Genomic DNA, 20266 nt, shown 5'->3' with positions numbered 1-20266 from the left:
GGCGACGAGGTCAGCGCGGAGGCTTCAGGGGCTTGAGGTCGGAGGCATGGACGCTGTTCTGCGTGGCTTCCAGGCCGGAGGTGATCAGGGACTCGGTGACGTCGGCGGCGCGGTCGACCAGCAGCGGGAGATCTTTGCGCTCGGCCGTGGCGAAGTCGCGGAGCACGAAGTCGGCCGGGTCCATGCGGCCCGGCGGGCGGCCGACGCCGAAGCGCACCCGTAGATAGTCCTTGGTGGCGAGCGACTTGGTGAGCGAGCGCAGGCCGTTGTGGCCGTTGTCGCCGCCGCCCAGCTTGACGCGCAGCGCCCCGTAGGGGATGTCCAGCTCGTCGTGGATCGCGATGATGTTCGCCGGGACGACCTTGTAGAAGTCGGCGAGGGCCTTCACCGGACCGCCGGAGAGGTTCATGTACGAGCGGGGCTTGGCGAGCACGACGGGCACGCCCACGAGGCGGCCTTCGATGATCTCGGCACGCGATTTGTGGGCCTTGAAACGGCCGCCGACCCGCGCGGCGAGCTCGTCCACCACCATGAACCCGGCGTTGTGCCGGTTACCGGCGTACTCGGGGCCGGGATTGCCCAGTCCGACGATCAACCAGCGGTCCACGACGACCTCTTCCGTCTTCCGTTCGTCTGACGGCCTGCGGGCCGCACCCGCCTGCCTGACCGGCCTGCGGTGCCGCCTGGGATGCCGGCATCGCCGACCATGTGGGGTGGGGCCCGCATGCCGGACAGGGCAGCCGGGCGGCCGGTGAACGGCCGCCCGGCTGCCCTGCCGACGATACGGGACTGCCCGATGATGGGCGGTGTTACTCGGCGGACTCGCCCTCGGCGGAGCCCTCGCCGCCCTCTTCGCTCTCGGCCGTGGTCGGGACCCCGGTGACCTGGAGGATGACCGTCTCAGGGTCGGCGGCCAGCGTGGTGCCCTTCGGCAGCTTGAGGTCGCCTGCGGTGACGACCGCGCCGATCTCGAGGCCCTCGATGTCGACCTCGACGCCCGTCGGGATGTGCGTGGCCTCGGTCTCGACGGCGATGGACAGGAGCTGCTGGTCGAACAGGCCGCCGGGGGCGATGTCGCCGGTCGTGGTGACCGGGAGCTCGACGGTGACCTTCTCGCCGCTCTTCACCAGCAGCAGGTCGACGTGCTCGAGGAAGCCCTTGATCGGGTCCTTCTGGACGCCCTTGGGCAGCGCCAGCTCGTTCACGCCCTCACCCTGGAGGCGGATGAGCACGTTGGGCGTGCGCAGAGCGATCATCAGCTCGTGACCCGGCAGGGTCAGGTGCTTGGGCTCGATGCCGTGGCCGTACAGGACGGCGGGAACCTTGGCCTCGCGGCGGATCTTGCGCGCGGCGCCCTTGCCGAACTCGGAACGCTGTTCGGTCGGGATGCGTACTTCGGACACGGCATGTCTCCTAGGGAAACGGAAGGAATCGGAAGGCGCTCACCCTCACCCGCCCTAGCGGAAGGCGTTACGAGCGCGGAACCTTGATGAACTCTCAGAGCTTACCGGACCGCGCGGGCCCCCCGGCTCCACGGCCGGTCCGGCCGGGACGCGCGACGCGAGTCGCGCGCCCAGCTCACCAAGCCGGCCCCCCGGAACCGAGCCGGGGGGCGCGGGATCAGGCGTCGCCTTCGAACAGGCTGGTCACCGAGCCGTCGCTGAAGACCTCGCTGATGGCTCGGGCGATCAGCGGGGCGATCGACAGCACGGTCAGCTTGTCGAACCGCCTCTCCTGCGGGATGGGAAGCGTGTTGGTGACGACGACCTCGGAGATGCGCGAGTTCTTCAGGCGGTCCACGGCCGGCTCGGAGAAGATCGCGTGGGTGGCGGCCACGACGACGTTCGTCGCGCCCTGCTCGTACAGCGCGTCAGCGGCCTTGCAGATCGAGCCGCCGGTGTCGATCATGTCGTCGATCAGCACACAGGTGCGGCCGCGCACCTGGCCGACGACCTCGTGCACCTTCACCTGGTTGGCCACGTCGAGGTCGCGGCGCTTGTGGATGAACGCGACGGGCGTGCCGAGCTGGTCGGCCCAGCGCTCGGCGAGGCGGACGCGGCCGGTGTCGGGCGAGACGATCGTGGTGTTCGCCGGGTCGAGCCTGCCGCTGAGATAGCGATAGAGCACGGGCAGCGCGAACAGGTGGTCGACGGGCCCGTCGAAGAAGCCCTGGATCTGCGGGGTGTGCAGGTCGACCGACATCAGCCGGTCGGCGCCGGCCGTCTTGAACAGATCGGCCATCAGCCGGGCGGTGATCGGCTCGCGGCCGCGCCCCTTCTTGTCCTGGCGCGAGTAGCCGAAGAAGGGCAGCACCACGGTGATGCGCTTGGCCGACGCCCGCTTCAGGGCGTCCACCATGATGAGCTGCTCCATGATCCACGTGTTGATCGGCTCGGTGTGGCTCTGGATCACGAAGGCGTCGCTGCCGCGCACCGACTCCATGTAGCGGGCGTAGATCTCGCCGTTGGCGAAGTCGTGCAGCCTCGTCGGCGTGATCTCGATGCCGAGGTGCTGCGCGACCTCCTCGGCCAGCTCGGGGTAGGCCCGGCCGGAGAAGAACATCAGGTGCTTCTCGCCCGTGGTCTTCTTGCCGGTCATGTTGCCCTCTTCGGCCGCCTGCTCGCCGGACGGAGCCGTGAAGGGCTCCTCGCGCATTCCCGCTGGCTCGCCGCGCTGGTTCATTTCGAAAGCTCCCCGTTATCGTTCGCCGGCCGGTTCGGCCCGCTCGCTGCCTTCGGCCCGCTGGGAGGGTGTACCCAGTCCGCCGTTCTCCGCTCGCCCGGACTGCGCGTCCTGGCCGCCGGTCTCATCGCCGCGACCGTCGCGCCGCCCGTCATGGCCGTCGTACGCGCCCTGACCGTCGTGACCGTCGTGACCGTCGTGTGCGCTCTGACCGTCTTGTTCGCCGTGTTCGCCGGTCGCGCGCGTCGCGGCCTCGGCCGAAGCGGTGCCCGCGCGCCTGCGCACGACCCACCCTTCGATATTGCGCTGGCGCGCCCGGCCGACCGCCATCGCCCCCGGCGGAACGTCGGAGGTGATGACCGACCCGGCGGCGGTGTACGCGCCGTCCCCGATGGTCACCGGGGCGACGAGCATGTTGTCGCCGCCGACCCGGACGTGGTCGCCGACCGTCGTGTGGTGCTTCTGGACGCCGTCGTAGTTGAGGAAGACGGTGGCGGCGCCGATGTTGCTGCCCTCGCCGATGGTCGCGTCGCCCACGTACGACAGGTGGGGAACCTTAGAACCGGCGCCGACGCGGGCGTTCTTGAGCTCCACGTAGCTGCCGGCCTTGGCCTTGGGGCCGAGCACCGTGCCGGGCCGCAGGTAGGAGAACGGGCCGACCGACGCGCCGGGGCCGATCTCGGCGCCCTCGCAGACGGCGTTGCGCACGACCGCGCCGGCGCCGACGACGGTGTCGGTGAGAGTGGTGCCGGGCCCGACCTCGGCGCCCGAGGCGATGCTGGTGCCCCCGTGGAGCTGGGTCGCCGGGTGGACGACGACGTCCGGCTCGATGGTCACGCCGACGTCGATCCAGGTGGTGGCGGGGTCGACGACGGTGACCCCGGCGCGCATGTGGGCGTGCAGGACGCGGGTGTTGAGCACGCCGCGGGCGAAGGCGAGCTGGACGCGGTCGTTGACGCCCTCCACCTCGACGTGGTCGGCCGCGATGTACGCCCCGACGCGGTGCCCGTCCTCGCGCAGGATCGACAGCACGTCGGTGAGGTACTCCTCGCCCTGGGCGTTCGCCGTGGAGACCCGCTTGACGGCGTCGGCCAGCAGCAGCCCGTCGAACGCGTAGACCCCCGAGTTCATCTCGTTGATCACCCGCTGCTCAGGGGTGGCGTCCTTGTGCTCGACGATCGCGAGCACGGCGCCCGAGGCGTCGCGGACGATGCGGCCGTATCCGGACGGGTCGGGCACCTCAGCGGTGAGCACCGTGACGGCGTTGCTCTCGGCCGCGTGGGTGGCCAGCAGCTCGGCGAGGGTCTCGGTGCGCAGCAACGGCGTGTCGCCGTAGGTCACCAGGACGGTTCCGTTGATCGTGCCGACCGCCTCCAGGACGGTGCGCACGGCGTGACCGGTGCCGTTCTGCTCGGTCTGGACGACCGGGTGGGCGTCGGGCCCGGTCGCGGCGAGATGCGCCTCGACCAGCTCGCGCGCGTGGCCGATGACGACGATCAGGCGTTCGGGCGAAAGGCCCCTGGCGGCCTCCAGCATGTGGTCGACCAGCGCGCGGCCGCACAGCTCATGGAGGACTTTCGGCTTGGTGGACTTCATCCGGGTGCCCTCGCCGGCGGCGAGGACGATGACGGCTGCCGGGCGCGGCACACTCACGGACTGAGGCTCCCTCGGCGTCGCGGCTGAGACATTGGCGAGCGGGCTCGCGAACGGCCACCGTTCAGGCACCGCCCGGCCACCCACTCGACACCGTGAGAATACCCGCCGCCTCCCCGATGGGCTCCAGCCCCCTCGCGGAAGAGTCACACCGCGAGAAGACGACTGGTGAGGAGGACGAGGGCGACGCGCATGAGAGAAAAGTTCCGGCGCCTGGACTCGAACCAGGACAACCCTGCTCCAAAGGCAGGTGGGCTGCCAATTACCCTACGCCGGACCGGTGCGAGAACTTCCTCAACCGCGCTGACAAGAATACCCACGAGGGACCCTCCCCGCTCAACAGTGTTCATGGCGCTCGCTCCGCTCGCGCGGTGCTCGGGCGCCCTTGAGCCGGCGCCCTTCCTCGTCGTTCACGAGCGCTCGTCCCTCGCACTCGCTCCCTCCTCGTCACGACACCGGCGCGCCCGAGCCCGTGTTGTCGGCGCTCGCTCCGCTCACGCGGTGCCCGGGCGCCCTTGAGCCGGCGCCCTTCCTCGTCGTTCACGAGCGCTCGTCCCTCGCACTCGCTCCCTCCTCGTCACGACACCGGCGCGCCCGAGCACAGTGCTCATGGCGCTCGCTCCGCTCGCGCGGGTGTTTGGGCGTCCTTGGGGCGGGGGCTGGAGTCGGCGCGTGAGTGGGGGGAAGGGGTGTCAGAGCAGTACAGGGGAGGGGAAACAAACCTGATCTTCGGGGGGTTGTGGCGCATCCCTGTAACAGATGAGGGCATGTATGCGCAAGGCGCGGATCCGCCACGGGTTCTCGACCGAACCGTCACCTTCCCCACATTATGACTTAGGGATTCCTAACTTACGATGGCGTAGGTTACGGTTACGTAGCTAAGCCACACTTCGCTCGAACCACGTGAGGTAGCCCATGACAGTCGTCGCAGATCGCACGACCCCGCCGCCGCCGCCGCGGCCGGATCTCGAGCCCGAGCCCAAGAGCAACTTCGAGCGAGTTCTCCTCGTCATCTTCGTGACCGTCCCGTTCCTGGCGCTGGTGGCCGCCGTGCCCATGGCCTGGGGGAGCTTCCTGGGCTGGAGCGACATCGCGATCACCGCCTTCTTCTACGTGTTCACCGGGCTCGGCGTCACCGTGGGCCTGCACCGGTACTTCACGCACGGGTCCTTCAAGGCGAACCGCCCGCTCAAGATCGTGCTCGCCATCGCGGGCAGCATGTCGCTGGAGATGGGCGTCATCGACTGGGTGGCCACTCACCGCCGCCACCACAAGTACTCCGACAAGGAGGGCGACCCGCACTCGCCGTGGCGTTTCGGCAATGACTGGAAGGCGCTGACCAAGGGCCTGCTGTTCGCCCACATCGGCTGGATGTTCTCCTCCGAGCGCACCAACCAGGAGCGCTTCGCCAAGGACCTGATGAGCGACAAGGACGTCGCCCGCATCCACCGGCTGTTCCCGTGGCTGGTCTTCGCCTCTCTGGCGCTGCCGGCGGTCATCGGCGGCCTGGTCACCTGGTCCATCACCGGCGCGATCACCGCCTTCTTCTGGGGCAGCCTCGTGCGCATCGCCATGCTGCACCACGTCACCTGGTCGATCAACTCGGTCTGCCACGTCTTCGGCGACGAGGCCTTCGAGGTCCGCGACAAGTCGCGCAACGTGTGGTGGCTCGCGATCCCGTCCTTCGGTGAGTCCTGGCACAACCTGCACCACTGCGACCCGACGGCGGCCCGTCACGGCGCGCTCAAGGGGCAGATCGACCCGAGTGCCCGCGTGATCCGCTGGTTCGAGCAGGCCGGCTGGGCGACCGACGTCCGGTGGCCCACCGCCGAGCGTCTGGCGGCGAAGCGGCTTGGCTGATCCAGCCCCCATGTCGGGCCGCCCGACGGCGGCCCGATCTCTCATTTCCTCTCCCCCCACCCCGCTCGTCCCGTACCCCTCAACCCCCCGAAAAAGCGAAATAGCTCGCCAAAGTGGGGTATCGACCGTTGCCCGCCCCTCCGGGCCAGCCATTATTGAAACCATGACCGAACCCCGCTCCCGCGTGCGCATGACCGGCAAGGAGCGCCGAGAGCAGCTCATCCGCGTCAGCCGCACCCTTTTCGCGGAGAAGGGGTTCGACGGCACGTCCATCGAAGAGATCGCCGCCAGCGCCAGGGTCTCCAAGCCCGTGGTGTACGAGCATTTCGGCGGCAAAGAAGGCATCTACGCCGTCGTCGTCGACCGCGAGATGCAGCGGCTGCTCAGCCTGGTCGCCGTCGCGCTCAACGCCGGCCACCCGCGGGTCCGCCTCGAACGCGCCGCCCTGGCCCTGCTGCAGTACGTGGAGGAGTCCAGCGAGGGCTTCCGCATCCTGGTGCGCGACTCGCACGCCGCCTCCGGCACCGGCACGTTCGCGAGCCTCATCAGTGACATCGCCAGCCAGGTCGAGGACGTCCTCGCCGACCAGTTCGCCGACCGCGGGTACGCCCCGACGCTCGCCCCGATGTACGCCCAGATGCTCGTCGGCATGGTCGCCCTCACCGGCCAGTGGTGGCTGGACGCGCGCCAGCCCGACCGGGAGGAGGTCGCCGCCCACCTGGTCAACCTCGCCTGGAACGGCCTGACCGGCCTGGAGCCGCGCCCCGCCCTCACCGCCGCCACCGCCCGCGGCCTGCCCGCGATGTCGGCCATGGTCGAGTTGCGCGGCATCTCGCGTCCCAGCGAGAAAGAGCTCAAGGACCTGGAGAAGATCAGGGAGAGAGAGCTCAAGGAGCAGGAGAAGGCCCGCGCCCGCGAGCTGCGCGAGCAGGAGAGGTTCCTGCGCGAGCAGGACAAGGTTCGAGCCCGCGACCTGCGCGAGCAGGAGAAGCTGCGCCGCGAGGAAGAGAAGCTGCTGGCACGTGAGCAGCGCGAGCGCGAGAAGCTGCGCGCCCAGGAGGCCAAGCTCGCCGAGCAGCAGGCCCGGCAGGCCGAGCGGGAGGCCGCCAGACGGGCCAAGCTCGCCGCCGAGCGGGCCGAACGCGCCCAGCGCGGCGAACTCGTCGAGAGGGTCGAGCGCATCGAGCGGGTCGAGCGCGTGCCGCTGGTGGTGCAGACCGAGCCGGCGGAGCTGCTCCAGGGGCATGAGGTTCAGATCACAGAGCCCCCCACCAGCGCGGATGCCGAGCATCGGGCGAAGTAAAACCCTCGTTGCTGAAAAGTTAACGTGGCGTTCAATCGAGTAGGGCATTTTGGACATATGTCCGCCGAGATCGTGCAGCCGACCCCTGAAGGACACGACGAGCCGCTTCCTGTCCAGGAACGCTTCCTCAACCGTGAGGAGAGCTGGCTCCACTTCAACCAACGCGTGCTGGAGCTGGCCGAGGACCCCTCGGTGCCCCTGCTCGAACGGGTGCGCTTCCTCGCCATCTTCGCCAGCAATCTGGACGAGTTCTTCCGCGTACGCGTCGCCGGCCTGAAACGGCGGATGGCGACCGGCCTGCTGCTGCGCACCAAGAGCGGGCTCAAGCCTCGCGAGGAACTGGCCCGCATCGCCGCGATCGCCGACGATCTCGCCCAGCGGCACGCCGCCGCGTACCACAAGCAGGTCTGCCCCCAGCTCGCCGAGGTGGGCATCGACGTGGTCCGCTGGGACGACCTCGACCGGGACGAGCGCACGGCGATGCGCAAGCTGTTCCGCGAGCGGGTCCGCCCGGTGCTGACCCCGCTCGCCGTGGACCCCGCGCACCCGTTCCCCTACATCTCCGGCCTCTCGCTCAACCTCGCCGTCACCGTGCGCAACCCGGGCAACGGGCAGACGGTGTTCGCCCGGGTGAAGGTCCCCTCCCAGCTCCCGCGCTTCGTCGCCGCCTCGCCGAACCGCTTCGTCCCGCTCGAAGACGTCATCGCCGCCCACCTCGGGCAGCTCTTCAAGGGCATGGAGATCCTGGAGCACCACGTCTTCCGGGTGACCCGCAACGAGGACCTCGACGTCGACGAGGACGTCACCGAGAACCTCATGCAGGCCCTCGAGAAGGAGCTGCTGATGAGGCGCTTCGGGCCGCCCGTGCGGCTGGAGGTGGAGGACACCATCACCCCCGCCGTGCTGGACCTGCTGGTCGACGAGCTGGACGTGGCCGACCACGAGATCTACCGGCTGCCCGGCCCGCTCGACCTCACCGGACTGCACAAGATCGCCGACCTCGACCGCGGCGAGCTCGGCTTCCCGCCGTTCGTCCCCGCCGAGGCGGTCCACGCCGAGGACGACATCTTCTCGGTGCTGCGCGAGCGCGACATCCTCGTGCATCACCCCTACGACTCGTTCTCCACCAGCGTGCAGCGGTTCATCGAGCAGGCGGCGGCCGACCCGAACGTGCTGGCCATCAAGCAGACGCTCTACCGCACGAGCGGCGACTCCCCCATCGTCGACGCGCTGATCGACGCCGCCGAGGCCGGCAAGCAGGTCGTCGTCGTGGTCGAGATCAAGGCCAGGTTCGACGAGCACGCCAACATCAGCTGGGCGCGCAAACTGGAGAAGGCCGGCTGTCACGTCGTCTACGGCGTGCTCGGCCTGAAGACCCACGCCAAGCTCGCCCTGGTCGTCCGGCAGGAGTCGTCGGGCGAGTTGCGCCAGTACTGCCACATCGGGACCGGCAACTACAACCCCAAGACCGCCCGGCAGTACGAGGACTTCGGCCTGCTCACGGCGGACCCGATGGTCGGCGAGGACCTCACCGACCTGTTCATCCACCTGACCGGCTACTCCTACCACTCGGCGTACCGGCGGCTGCTCGTGGCCCCGCACTCGTTGCGCTCGGGCCTGCTGGCCCGCGTCGAGCGCGAGATCGCCCACCACGCCGCCGGCCGGCCGGCGCGCATCCGGATCAAGACCAACTCGCTGGTGGACGAGCCGGTGATCGACGCGCTGTACGCGGCGTCCACGGCCGGCGTGCCGGTCGACCTGGTGGTGCGCGGCGTCTGCACGCTGCGGCCCGGCATCCCCGGTTTGTCGGAGAACATTCGGGTCAGGAGCATCCTGGGACGCTTCCTTGAGCACTCGCGGATCTACGAGTTCGGCGCCGGGCGGCGGCCGGAGATCTGGATCGGCAGCGCCGACATGATGCGCCGCAACATCGAGCGCCGCGTGGAGACACTGGTGAAGGTCAACAGCGCCCAGCACCGGGCCTACCTTTCCGAGCTGCTCGACCTGTCCATGGCCGACGCCACCAGCAGCTGGTGGCTCAACGGCGACGGCGCCTGGGTGCGACACCACCTCGGGGAGAACGGCGAACCGCTGCTCGATCTGCAGTCGCACCTGGTCGGCACCCGGCGGTGGAGGACCATCGATGACTGAGGGCCAGCCGCACGGCGGCATGATCAGGGCCGGCGGCGCCGTCGTCTGGCGGGGCGACCCCGGCGACCCCGAGGTGGCCCTGGTGCACCGGCCCAAGTACGACGACTGGTCCTTCCCCAAGGGCAAGCTGAAGCCCGGCGAGCACGTCGTCACCGGCACGCTGCGAGAGATCGCCGAGGAGACCGGGGTGAGCGCCGTGCTCGGCCGGCGCCTTCCCCCCGTCCACTACATGAAGGGCGGACGGCTCAAGCGCGTCGACTACTGGACGGCCCAGGTCGTCGCGGAAGTGACGCACGACCCCACCGACGAGGTGGACCGGCTCGAATGGCTTCCCGTACGGCAGGCGCGCGGGCTGCTCAGCTACGACTGGGACGCCGGGCTCCTCAGGGCCCTGACCTCGGCGCCGCTGGACACCACGCCGCTGGTGATGGTCAGGCACGCCTACGCGGGCTCCCGGCAGGCGTGGGACGGCGACGACGACCTGCGGCCGCTCGACCGGGAGGGCCTGGCGCAGGCCATCACCGTCCGCGACATCCTGTACGGCTACCGCCCTGCGTCGCTGATCAGCTCGCCGAGCAGGCGGTGCGTGCAGACCCTGCTGCCGTACGCCGCCCGGCAGGCGCTGCCGATCCACGCCGAGGCCGTGCTGAGCGAGAGCCGGTTCGACCGGTCGCTGTCGCTGAAGGCGACCCTGTCGCTGGTGGACGAGGGCGCCTCCACGGCGGTGTGCAGCCACGGCAAGGTGCTGCCCGAGCTGATCACCGCGCTGTGCGAGCGCCGGTTCGACGGGCGGCCTGAGGACTTCCACCTGCGCAAGGGCGCGGTCGCGGTGCTGCATCACTCCCGCGGGCGCATCACCGCCATCGACCGCTACCTCACCTGAGCTCCACCCTCCACAGGCCCCCACAGCCCCACGCTTCGCGCCGGTCCCGGGCGCCTCACCCGCCGCCCGGCGCGGACGTCAGCGCGCGGCCGGGACGACCTTGCCCACGATCTCGTCCCAGACCTCGGGGAAGGCCTCGCGGGACCGCTCGGCGGCGGTGCGCTCGAGGCCGAGAAGCAGGCCGTAGGTGAAGGTGTCCTCCCCCGCCTCGCGAGCCCGTCCGGTCTCCTCCAGCAGGATGCCCTGGGCCACGACGCCGTCGAGATAGAGCCCGAGCGTCTCCTGGACGAGTTTGGCCCGCTTGGCGAGGCAGGACGCCTGGTCTCCGAGCAGCGGCTTGAGCGACTCGGCGGTGTACCTGGCCCGCTTGGCGGCCTTGCGGACGTCGTGCATGGCCGTCTCGCGCTGGGCGGCGTCCTCGATGGCCTGGGCCAAGTCGTACTTCTTCACCACGCGGCGCCAGGACTTGTCGGCCACCTTGGCGAGCGTCGTCTCCGCCTTCTTGGCGGCGAGCGGGGTGAGCGGCGGCTTGGCGACCATCGTGTCCAGCCGGTCCAGCAGGGCGAAGTAGCGCTCGCCCTTCATCGCCTCGGTGGCCCGCGCGAGCGCCTCGCCCTCGCGGCGTTCGAGGTCCTCGCCGAGGCGGGCGCGGATCGGCCCGGCCACGAGATCGGCGTCCAGCTCCTCCAGCGTCCGGGCGAACCGGTCGCGGATGACCTCCAGGTCGCGGGCCTCGCCGAGCACGCCCGCGATCCACCGCAGCTCCTCCTGGATGCCCGTGGTCTCGCTGATCACGTCGGAGAAGGACTGGAGCGCGCTGCGCAGGCGGCGGCAGGCCACCCGCATCTGGTGGACGGCGTCCTCCTCCACCTGGCGCACCCGGGGGTCCTGGGCGAGCAGCGCGGTGAGCTGTGACCTCAGGTAGTCCACCACGACGGCGCCCGCCGTCCCCTCCTGCGGCTCGCTGAGGACGGGAACGGGGACGCGGTCGCCCAGCAGGCGCGCCAGCTTGCTCTGCGTGCCGGCCGTGGTCGCCCCTGCCTTGCGCAACGCCTTGCCCACCCGCTTGAGCAGCGCCTCGTCGCCGCCGGTCAGCTCGGCCTCGATCTCGCGCCAGCGCTCGACGTGCTTGTCCTCGCCGAACGCCGTCGCGAGCACCGTCCCCTTGACGTTGTCGTCGGCGACCTCGAGCAGCCGGCGCCCGTCGGCGTCCCGGAGGCTGATGACCTTGCGCACCGTCTCCAGCTCGGCGACCGGGATGAGCGGCTCGCCCCGGGTCAGCGCCAGGACGAGATCGGACAGCCGGCGCGGCACGATCTTCGCACTGCGCGTCAGCGGGTGGGTGACCTCGTTGCGCACGCCTTTGGCCTTGGGCAGTTTGAGGTGCCACCCGGCGTCGTGGCCGCCCCGCCGCCGTCGCAGCGTGATGCCCCGCGCGGCCAGCCGGAGATCGGCGGTGTCGAAGTACACCGCGACCAGCTTCTCGGGCACCTGGTCGACGGCCTCGGCGCAGCCGCGCACACCGTCGAAGCCGGGCGTCGCGAAGTCTCGCGGCACATCGAACTTGTCCTCGATTTCGAGCGCCATGCTCACCTCGCAGTCAGCCAGATGTGGCCATCATCCCCTATCTCACCTTAACGGCGGGTTGCGCCGTTCTGGCGACCACGAAGACGCGGCGGAACGGGAAGGCCGTGCCGTACGGCGCGCGCGGGTAGGCCTCCGCGAGCAGGCTCGCGCAGTCGGCGAGGAACGCCTCGCGCCTGCGCTGGTCAGGGCCGATGCGGTCGAGCATCGGGCGCAGGGCCGTACCCATGATCCAGTTGAGCACGGCGTTCTCCCCCTGCAGCAGGTGGATGTAGGTCGTCTCCCAGGCGTCGACCTCGCACCCCAGCGCGGCGAGCAGCGCCACGTACTCCTCAGGGTCGCCGACCGGCGTGTACCGCACCAGGTCGCCGAGCTGGTCGCGCCAGGCCGCGCCGCCGCACAGCCGCCTGACCAGGGCGTGACTCGGGGCGTCGAAGTTGCCGGGCACCTGGAAGGCCAGCCAGCCCCCCGGGCTCAGAGCCTCCACCAGGCGGGGCAGCAGCTCGCGGTGCTCGGGCACCCACTGCAGCAGCGCGTTGGAGACGATCACGTCGACCGGGCGCTCCGGGCGCCAGGAGCGGACGTCGCCCACGCTGAACGTGGGCCCCTCGGGGGCCTTGGCGATCATCGCGGGCGAGGAGTCGACCCCGTGGACCGTGGCGCCCGGCCAGCGCTCGCCGAGCGCGGCGGTCAGCTCACCGGTGCCGCATCCGAGGTCGACCACGTAGCCTGGGCTCTCGGCGCGGACGCGGGAGATCAGTTCGTAGAAGGGCCGGGCGCGCTCGTCGGCGTACCGGCCGTAAACGGTGGGATCCCACATATCTCTTGACATCAAGATATTCATACTCGGCGAGATCTCTCGATGTCAAGAGAGATAGACTCTGCGCATGACGACGCGCCGCAGCGACGGGACCGCCGAAGAGTCCGCGCGGGACGAGGTGGATCAGCTCGTCATGTCCTGGCGCCAGGAACGTCCCGACCTCGACGTCTCGCCGCTGGAGGTGCTGAGCCGGGTGTCCCGGCTGGCCCGCCACCTCGACCGCGCCCGCCGGGCGTCGTTCGTCGAGCACGGCCTCGAACCGTGGGAGTTCGACGTCCTCACCACCCTGCGCCGCTCGGGCCCCTCTTACGAGCTGAGCCCCGGGGCCCTGCTGCGCGCCACCCTGGTCACCTCGGGCACGATGACCAACCGCATCGACCGGCTGGCCGCCGCCCGCCTGGTGCGCCGGCGGCCCGACCCCGAGGACCGGCGCGGCGTGCTGGTCTCGCTCACCGAGCAAGGACGGGTCCGCGTCGACGAGGCGTTCGCCGACCTGCTCAGACGCGAGCGAGAGCTGCTCGCCGGGCTCGACCACGCCGACCGCGACACCCTGGCCGCGCTGCTCCGCACGATTCTCGTCCCGTTCGACTCTGCCCAGAACGGCGCCTGACGGGTGCCGCCGGGTAGCTGATCGCCCAGAACGCGGCCCCCGGGGCCGACCCGCTCGGCCAAGCCGGCATGACCCGGTCGGCCACCCCGGCGTGACCTGCTCGGCCAAGCCGGCATGACATGCTCGGCCACCCCGGCGTGACCCGCCCGGCCGACCCGGCGTGACCCGCCCCGCGAAGACGCGGACGGGTCATTCACCCAGCTTCTCGGCCAGCTCCATCCACTCGAGCTCGACGGTCTCCTTCTGCGCCGCCAGCTCCTTCAGCTCGGCGTCCAGAGAGGCCAGCTTGCCGTAGTCGGAGGCGGCGTCCGCCATGGCGGCGTGCAGCGCCGTCTCGCGCCCGCCGATCTTGTCGAGCTGGCGTTCCAGCCGGGACAGCTCTTTCTGCAGCTCGCGGAGCTCCTTGGCCGACAGGCCCGGGGCGGCCGCGCCGTCCGCCTGCGCGCCGGCCGCCTCACCGGCGGCGGACGTGCCCGCGCCGGTCGGGGCCGAGCCCGCCCGGGCGGTCAGGGCCGTGCCGGACGAACGTCGTTGCAGATATTCGTCGACGCCTCCGGGCAGCAGCGACAGCCGGCCGTCGCCCAGCAGGGCGACGCAGCGGTCGGTCACCCGCTCGAGGAAGTAGCGGTCGTGGCTGACCAGCACCAACGTGCCCGGCCAGGCGTCGAGGAGGTCCTCCAGCTCGTTCAGCGTCTCGATGTCGAGGTCGTTGGTCGGCTCGTCCAGCAGCAGCACGTTGGGGTCGTCCATGAGCAGCCGCAGCAGCTGCAGCCGCCGCCGCTCGCCGCCGGAAAGGTCGCCGACCACCTTCCACTGGGCCTCGCCCCGGAAGCCCAGGCGCTCCAGCAGCTGCGAGGCGGTCCACTCGCGCTTGCCGACCTGGATGAACTTGCGGATCTCTTCGACAGTCTCGAGGACACGCCGGCCAGGGTCGAGCTCGGCCAGTTCCTGCGACAGGTGCGCGAGCCGCACCGTCTTGCCGCGGACGACCGTGCCGGAGTCGGGCTCGACGCCGTCGGCCAGCAACCGCAGCACCGACGACTTGCCCGAGCCGTTCACGCCTATCAGCCCGACGCGGTCGCCGGGGCCGAACTGCCAGGTGCACCTGTCGAGCACCAGCGGGCCCTCCCCTGGGCCGCCGGCGTGCAGCGTGACCTGGTCGAGGTCGTAGACCGTCTTGCCGAGCCGCGCGGAGGCGAACTTCACGAGCTCCACGGTGTCACGGGCCGGCGGCTCGTTCGCGATGAGCGCCTGCGCCGCGTCGATGCGGAACTTGGGCTTGGACGTGCGCGCGGGCGGACCCCGGCGCAGCCAGGCGATCTCTTTGCGCATGAGGTTCTGCCGGCGTTCTTCGGCCGCCTGCGCGATGCGCGCCCGTTCGGCCTTGGCCAGGACGTAGGCGGCGTACCCGCCCTCGTACCGCTGGACCGTGCCGTCCACGACCTCCCACGTGCGCGTGGACACCGCGTCCAGGAACCACCGGTCGTGCGTCACGACGAGCAGGGCCGAACGGCGCTGCGACAGGTGGCCGGCCAGCCAGGCGATGGCCTCGATGTCGAGATGGTTGGTGGGCTCGTCGAGGATGACCAGGTCGTGCTCCTCGATGAGCAGGCGCGCGAGCGCGGTGCGCCGCCGCTCGCCGCCGGACAGCTCACCGGCCCGCGCCGACAGCTCGATGTCGCCGATGAGGTTGGCGAGGATCTCTCTGACCGCCTGGTCGCCGGCCCATTCGTGCTCGGCGCGCTCGCCCAGCACCACCTGACGCACGGTGATCGCGGGGTCGAGGTCGTCCCGCTGGGAGAGGAAGCCGATGCGCAGCCCGCGGGTGTGGGTGACCCGGCCGGCATGGGGCTTGAGCGTGCCGGCGATCACGGAGATCAGCGTGGTCTTGCCGTCGCCGTTGCGCCCCACGACACCGACGCGGTCGCCCGCCTCGATGCCGAGCGACACCTCGCCGAGCAGCGGCTTGGGACCGTAGGCATGGGAGACCGATTCGAGGTTAACCAGATTCATCGCCCCCAAAGCCTATCTGCGCCCACCCCCCAACGCACCGCCCCAACTCGCCCCGCCCCCCATCGGCCCCACAGACCTCAGGGTCATCAGAGCTCGGACATAAGGGCCGGGTATCGGGGCTCGGGTTGTCAGCGCTCGGGTCATCAAGGCTCGGGTCATCGGGCCACGCGCGGGTGATGATCGTCAGGCGGGGACGATCATGGCTCCGGGGACGGGGCCGTGGGCGGTGACGGTCGTGCGGCAGACGCCCGCCGCCCGCAGAGCCGATGCCAGGTTGACCGCGCCGGCCTCGGAGTCGACGAGGAAGGCGCAGGTGGGGCCGGAGCCGGAGACCAGGGCGCCGACCGCGCCGTTCTCCCGCCCGGCGGCCAGGGTGCGCACCAGAGGATGGCACAGCATCAGCGCGGCGGGCTGCAGGTCGTTCACCAGCGCCGCGCCGAGCGCCCTCGCGTCGCCCCCCGCGAGCGCCGCCGTGAGGGCCTCGTCGGCCCGCGGCCAGGCGACCTGCTCACCGGCGGCCTCCCGCAGCCGGTCGCATTCGCCGTACACCTTGGCCGCGGACAGACCGCCCTCGGCGAGCGCGAACACCCAGCGGAACTCGCCGCCGACGGGGATGGAGGTGAGCTTCTCGCCGCGACCGGTGCCGACGGCCGTGCCACCGAACAGGGCGAAGGGGACATCACTGCCGAGGCCGGCGCCGATGTCCATCAGCTCCTCCCGGCTCAGGCCAAGGCCCCACAGCTCGTTGCAGGCGACCAGGGCGGCGGCCGCGTCGGCGCTGCCGCCCGCCATGCCGCCGGCGACGGGGATGGCCTTGCGGATGGCCAGGTGGACGCGCAGCGGCCGCCCGGCGCGCGCGGCCAGGGCGAGGGCGGCCTTGACCGCCAGATTCTCCCCGTCGAGGGGCACCAGCCCGGCGGAGTCGCCGTGGACGCTCACCGTGACCTCGCAGGCCGCCGAACCGCCGGCCGCCGTGCCGCTTGCAGCCGTGCCGCTTGCAGCCGCGGGGGCGTCGCCCGCGGTGGCCGCGGGACCGTCGGTCCCCGTGGCCGCCGGCTCGTCGGTCGCGGGCTCGTCGGTCGCCGTGACTTCGTCGAAGAGGGAGACGGCGTGGAAGACGTTCACCAGGTCGTGGTAGCCGTCGTCGCGCCGAGGGCCGACGGAGAGCTGGAGATTCACCTTGGCGGGCACCCGGACGGTCACGGAAGTCACGGGATCCGATCGTAACGTCCCATGCCACATGCCCTCGGCGTCCCCCTGCGGCCCAGTGCGGAACGCCGAGGGCATGGTGCCGGATATGTAACTAAATAGTCGTACAAAGCACGTCCATCATCTGTACGGTGACCGTTCGGGGGACACGGGGTGAACGGTTAAGGAGAGATCCATCGACGGTCAGGGCGTCTCCTCCCCGCTGCGGGACGGCGATCCCGCCACGATCGGGTCGTACACGCTCACCGGACGGCTCGGCGAAGGCGGCATGGGCACGGTCTACCTGGGCAGGTCCGCGACCGGCCGGCAGGTGGCGATCAAGGTCGTGAAGCGGCAGTTCACCGAGGACACCGGGTTCGCCGCGCGTTTCCGCTCCGAGGTCGCGAGCGCTCGCAAGGTGGCCTCGTTCTGCACGGCCAGGGTGCTGGACGACGGCGTCGCCGAGGACGGGCGGCCGTACATGGTCACCGACTTCATCTCCGGCACCTCGCTCTCCACCCAGATCACGGCCTACGGCCCGCTGGAGGAGTCGCCCCTGGTCGGCATGGCCTTCGGGATCTGCGCCGCGCTGGCCGCCATCCACGCCGCCGGGCTGGTCCACCGCGACCTGAAACCGGGCAACGTCATCCTTTCCATGACCGGTCCACGGGTGATCGACTTCGGTATCGCACGCGCGCTCGGCGGCCTCACCGGGCCCACCCTGACCGGCGAGGTCGTCGGCACTCCCGGCTGGTGGGCTCCGGAGCAGATCGACGGGGGGCCGGTGACCCCGGCCGCGGACGTCTTCGCCTGGGGCTGCCTGGTCGCCTACGCCGGCAGCGGGAGGCATCCGTTCGGCGAGGGCGACCCGATGACGGTCGCGTACCGCATCCTGAACGAGGAACCACGGCTGAGCGGACTGCCCGAGCCGCTGGACCGGCTGGTCCGCCGCGCGCTCCAACGCGAACCGGCCGCCCGCCCCACGGCCCGTGACCTGCTGCTCGCCCTCATCGGCGGCGACGACGCCGGGGACGGGCCGTCCACGCGCGTGCTCGAAGCCCTGTGGGAGCCCCCGAAGAACCTGCACGACCCGGGCGGAGCCCCTGACTCCCGGCATTCGGCCGGACGGGACGGGGAGCCGGGCCAGGGCCCGCACCCGGAGCGGAGCTCGTACCGGGGAACGGGGCGAGGGCCGTTCGGGACGCCGCTTCCTGGTTCGGGACTGTGGCGGGGATGGAGCCGGCGGCGGACGCGACGGGTGTCGATCGCGGTCGTCGTGACGCTCGCGGTGTGCGCGGGCGCCGTCCTCGTGGCCCGGTGGGGAGCCCTGAGCGGAGACACGGAGACCGGACGGGCGGGCCCCGGCCAGGCGAACGACATCGGACGGCGCATCGCCGTCGGCGACCGCGGCCTCCAGCTCCTCGTCAGCGCCCCGCCCGTCTGCGGCTCCCCGGTCGTGGCGGACGGCAAGAGCGTGCCCGGCCGGCAACAGTGCCGCGCCTACTGGTTCGTGCTCAACATGGGAGGGACCCCGATCAGGCTGACCGGGCGACTGGACCTGGTCGACGACGCGGCGCAACGGCACCAGATGGCCGGCGTCCTCACCACGAGCCTCCAGCTCGCTCTCGGGGCCCCCGATCCCGGCCCGCCGAACCGGCCCGTCGACCTCCAGCCGGGACAGGTGCTGACCTTCGGCGGAACATACGAGCTGGCCGCGGAACGCGCCGCCGTCGCCCTCGCCGGCCGGATCGTCGCCGGCGACGCCCCGGTCGAGATCCGCCTGTGAACGGCCGGGGGGCGTGGATGAGACGTCTGTCGGTCGCGCTGCCGCTGCTGGTGCTGCTCCCTCTCGGCGCCGCGCCTTCGTACGGCTCCCCCGCCGTGCCCTCCGCGTCCGGGACGCCTTCCACACCCGGCGCGCCCAGCACGCCTGATACGCCCACCGTGTCAGGTGCGCCCGGAACGGCCGGTGCGCCCATCGTGTCCGGGGCGCCCGGAACGCCTCTCACGTCCGGGACTCCGCCGGTGTCCGGGGTGGCCCCGGACGAGTGCGCGGACGCCGGGACGGCGGACTTCGACGGGGACGGCTTCAACGACGTCGTCGTCGGCGACCCCTTCGGCGAGCCCGCCGACCAGTGGTCGGGTTCGGGAGGCCTGTTCTTCCTGCGCGGCACCCGCGCGGGGTTTCCCGAGGTGATCAGCCGGCCGTTCGACCGGAGCGGCGGCCTGAGCGGCTGGACGGCCCGCGCCGGGCACATCGACGGCGACGGGTGCCTGGACCTGGTGGTCGCGAACCCGCACTGGATCGGTCACGTGACCGAGAAGTCCAGCGGCCGCGTCACCCCGGTGCCGGGGGCCGGCAGCGTCACCGTCTACTGGGGCGGCAGCGGCTTCGGCCGTTCCGGCCCCGGTGACCGGCTCGACCTGCGCGCCCCCGCGCCCCGCAACGGCGCGCACTACGGCTGGTCCCTGGCCGTCGCCTCCGGCGTCGTCGCCGTCGGGGCGCCGTACGAGGACGCCGACGGCATCCCCGACTCCGGCGCGGTCTACCTGTACCGCTTCGGCGGCGCCGACGGCCGCGAGGCGGGCGTGCCGCGCCGCATCACCCAGCAGTCGCCCGGCGTGCCCGGCGACGGGGAGGCGGGCGACCTGTTCGGCTGGTCGCTCGCCCTCGGCCCGCTCGTCGGAGGACCGGGCGCGGAGCTCGCCATCGGCGCCCCGTACGAGGACACCCCGGGCAAGGGCGCGCCCGTGCGGGACGCGGGGGCCGTGACGGTCCTGTACGACCCGGCGGACGGCGCCGGGACCTGGTATCGCGGCAAGGGATGGGAGCTGTCGGAGCTGACCGACGAGGTGCCGGCCCGCGAGGGCGACCTGTTCGGGTACTCCCTCGCCTACGGCGCCGGCGGCGGCCCCGGGCGGCTCGCCGCGGGCGCCCCGTACGCCGACCCGAGGTCCGTCGAAGACGCCGGGCTCGTCCAGCTCTTCTCCGGCGGCCGGTCCGCGCGCGATCCCCGCCCGGCCGGAACGCTCTGGCAGGAGACGGAGGCGACGGAGGTCAGCGAGCCGCACGACGCCTTCGGCTTCTCGCTGGCGTTCTCGGGGAGCCGTGACCTGCTGGTGGGCGCGCCGTACGACGGGGACGGCAGCCACCCCGAGACAGGGGCGGTGCACATGCTGACGCTCGGCGAGACCGACCCGGCGAGCGGGGAGCCGGTGAACCCCGGCCGGCCGCTGGCACGGGCGGGGCACCTGACGCGGGCGCGGAACCCGCAGAGCTTCGAGCATTTCGGCTGGGCGGTGAGCGGCGCGGGCGACGGCTGGGCGGTCATCGGCGCCCCCGACCGGGACGGGACGGGAGCGATCGGCCTGGTGCCGCTGGGCGGCGCGGACGCCGTGCCCCTCCGTCCCGGCGACGGCAGGACCGAGCCGTCCGGCCAGAGCGACCGCACCCCGTACCAGGGCATGGACTTCGGCGCCGCCGTCGCCGGATGACCGGACACCCGCAGGAACGACGCG

General features: G+C 71.5%; 15 protein-coding genes and 1 tRNA gene. 7 read left to right on the top strand and 9 right to left on the bottom strand.

Going from position 1 to position 20266, the window contains the following annotated elements; translation table 11 throughout:
• Positions 1–10: 10 nt before the first annotated feature.
• The 5 genes from pth to ACFO60_RS25940 form a co-directional block, all read right to left on the bottom strand.
• A complete protein-coding gene (pth, locus tag ACFO60_RS25960) occupies positions 11–607 on the bottom strand; it encodes an aminoacyl-tRNA hydrolase (protein WP_380844441.1) in 597 nt (198 codons plus the stop codon).
• Between the two features lie 202 nt (positions 608–809).
• Positions 810–1403: a 50S ribosomal protein L25/general stress protein Ctc gene (locus ACFO60_RS25955; RefSeq protein ID WP_380844438.1), complete on the bottom strand. Its 594-nt coding sequence runs from the start codon at positions 1401–1403 to the stop codon at positions 810–812.
• Between the two features lie 217 nt (positions 1404–1620).
• Positions 1621–2598 (bottom strand): ribose-phosphate diphosphokinase, encoded by a 978-nt coding sequence (locus tag ACFO60_RS25950; RefSeq protein WP_380844761.1) that lies wholly within the window; start codon positions 2596–2598, stop codon positions 1621–1623.
• Positions 2599–2697: 99 nt separating this feature from the next.
• Positions 2698–4335, bottom strand: a complete 1638-nt coding sequence (gene glmU / locus ACFO60_RS25945; protein WP_380844435.1) for a bifunctional UDP-N-acetylglucosamine diphosphorylase/glucosamine-1-phosphate N-acetyltransferase GlmU — start codon at positions 4333–4335, stop codon at positions 2698–2700.
• 204 nt (positions 4336–4539) lie between these two features.
• Positions 4540–4612, bottom strand: a tRNA-Gln gene (locus ACFO60_RS25940).
• A 638-nt stretch (positions 4613–5250) separates the two neighbouring features.
• On the opposite strand from ACFO60_RS25940, the gene ACFO60_RS25935 reads away from it, so the two are divergent.
• The 4 genes from ACFO60_RS25935 to ACFO60_RS25920 all read left to right on the top strand — a co-directional run bounded on the left by ACFO60_RS25935 (position 5251) and on the right by ACFO60_RS25920 (position 10532).
• Positions 5251–6195, top strand: a complete 945-nt coding sequence (locus tag ACFO60_RS25935; RefSeq protein WP_380844432.1) for an acyl-CoA desaturase — start codon at positions 5251–5253, stop codon at positions 6193–6195.
• Between the two features lie 163 nt (positions 6196–6358).
• Entirely contained in the window at positions 6359–7498 is a 1140-nt protein-coding gene (locus ACFO60_RS25930; RefSeq protein WP_380844429.1) for a TetR/AcrR family transcriptional regulator, read from the top strand.
• Positions 7499–7555: 57 nt separating this feature from the next.
• A complete protein-coding gene (locus ACFO60_RS25925; protein WP_380844426.1) occupies positions 7556–9649 on the top strand; it encodes an RNA degradosome polyphosphate kinase in 2094 nt (697 codons plus the stop codon).
• The gene (locus tag ACFO60_RS25920) at positions 9642–10532 is read left to right on the top strand and encodes an NUDIX hydrolase (protein WP_380844423.1); all 891 of its coding nucleotides are present in this window, start codon (positions 9642–9644) and stop codon (positions 10530–10532) included. Before ACFO60_RS25925 ends, ACFO60_RS25920 begins: the two co-directional genes overlap by 8 nt.
• Before the next feature lie 78 nt (positions 10533–10610).
• Here the strand turns inward: ACFO60_RS25920 and ACFO60_RS25915 are convergent, their stop codons facing one another.
• Together ACFO60_RS25915 and ACFO60_RS25910 are read right to left on the bottom strand one after the other, a co-directional pair.
• A complete protein-coding gene (locus tag ACFO60_RS25915; RefSeq protein WP_380844420.1) occupies positions 10611–12119 on the bottom strand; it encodes a CYTH and CHAD domain-containing protein in 1509 nt (502 codons plus the stop codon).
• Between the two features lie 37 nt (positions 12120–12156).
• Positions 12157–12948, bottom strand: coding sequence for a trans-aconitate 2-methyltransferase (locus tag ACFO60_RS25910; protein ID WP_380844417.1), 792 nt, complete (start codon positions 12946–12948; stop codon positions 12157–12159).
• Positions 12949–13003: 55 nt separating this feature from the next.
• On the opposite strand from ACFO60_RS25910, the gene ACFO60_RS25905 reads away from it, so the two are divergent.
• Positions 13004–13546, top strand: a complete 543-nt coding sequence (locus tag ACFO60_RS25905) for a MarR family winged helix-turn-helix transcriptional regulator (RefSeq protein ID WP_380844414.1) — start codon at positions 13004–13006, stop codon at positions 13544–13546.
• 189 nt (positions 13547–13735) lie between these two features.
• Here the strand turns inward: ACFO60_RS25905 and ACFO60_RS25900 are convergent, their stop codons facing one another.
• Positions 13736–15559, bottom strand: a complete 1824-nt coding sequence (locus ACFO60_RS25900) for an ABC-F family ATP-binding cassette domain-containing protein (RefSeq protein ID WP_380844411.1) — start codon at positions 15557–15559, stop codon at positions 13736–13738.
• Positions 15560–15742: 183 nt separating this feature from the next.
• Positions 15743–16801, bottom strand: a complete 1059-nt coding sequence (locus tag ACFO60_RS25895; RefSeq protein WP_380844758.1) for a 4-(cytidine 5'-diphospho)-2-C-methyl-D-erythritol kinase — start codon at positions 16799–16801, stop codon at positions 15743–15745.
• 142 nt (positions 16802–16943) lie between these two features.
• Between ACFO60_RS25895 and ACFO60_RS25890 the strand changes: the two genes are divergently transcribed.
• Positions 16944–18533: a serine/threonine-protein kinase gene (locus tag ACFO60_RS25890; protein ID WP_380844756.1), complete on the top strand. Its 1590-nt coding sequence runs from the start codon at positions 16944–16946 to the stop codon at positions 18531–18533.
• A gap of 17 nt (positions 18534–18550) precedes the next feature.
• Positions 18551–20242: a hypothetical protein gene (locus ACFO60_RS25885; protein WP_380844408.1), complete on the top strand. Its 1692-nt coding sequence runs from the start codon at positions 18551–18553 to the stop codon at positions 20240–20242.
• Positions 20243–20266: the final 24 nt, after the last annotated feature.

Source organism: Sphaerisporangium dianthi (assembly GCF_042654065.1).
Taxonomy (GTDB): Bacteria; Actinomycetota; Actinomycetes; order Streptosporangiales; family Streptosporangiaceae; genus Sphaerisporangium; species Sphaerisporangium dianthi.
Note: the sequence above shows the minus strand (reverse complement) of the source record. Positions and strands in the feature narration are given on the sequence as shown.

Coding starts and splice junctions, on each gene's coding strand:
- ACFO60_RS25950 (WP_380844761.1), bottom strand. CDS start 2,598: ATGACCGGCAAGAAGACCACGGGCGAGAAGCACCTGATGTTCTTCTCC.
- ACFO60_RS25935 (WP_380844432.1), top strand. CDS start 5,251: ATGACAGTCGTCGCAGATCGCACGACCCCGCCGCCGCCGCCGCGGCCG.
- ACFO60_RS25930 (WP_380844429.1), top strand. CDS start 6,359: ATGACCGAACCCCGCTCCCGCGTGCGCATGACCGGCAAGGAGCGCCGA.
- ACFO60_RS25925 (WP_380844426.1), top strand. CDS start 7,556: ATGTCCGCCGAGATCGTGCAGCCGACCCCTGAAGGACACGACGAGCCG.
- ACFO60_RS25920 (WP_380844423.1), top strand. CDS start 9,642: ATGACTGAGGGCCAGCCGCACGGCGGCATGATCAGGGCCGGCGGCGCC.
- ACFO60_RS25915 (WP_380844420.1), bottom strand. CDS start 12,119: ATGGCGCTCGAAATCGAGGACAAGTTCGATGTGCCGCGAGACTTCGCG.
- ACFO60_RS25910 (WP_380844417.1), bottom strand. CDS start 12,948: ATGTCAAGAGATATGTGGGATCCCACCGTTTACGGCCGGTACGCCGAC.
- ACFO60_RS25905 (WP_380844414.1), top strand. CDS start 13,004: ATGACGACGCGCCGCAGCGACGGGACCGCCGAAGAGTCCGCGCGGGAC.
- ACFO60_RS25900 (WP_380844411.1), bottom strand. CDS start 15,559: ATGAATCTGGTTAACCTCGAATCGGTCTCCCATGCCTACGGTCCCAAG.
- ACFO60_RS25895 (WP_380844758.1), bottom strand. CDS start 16,801: ATGTGGCATGGGACGTTACGATCGGATCCCGTGACTTCCGTGACCGTC.
- ACFO60_RS25885 (WP_380844408.1), top strand. CDS start 18,551: ATGAGACGTCTGTCGGTCGCGCTGCCGCTGCTGGTGCTGCTCCCTCTC.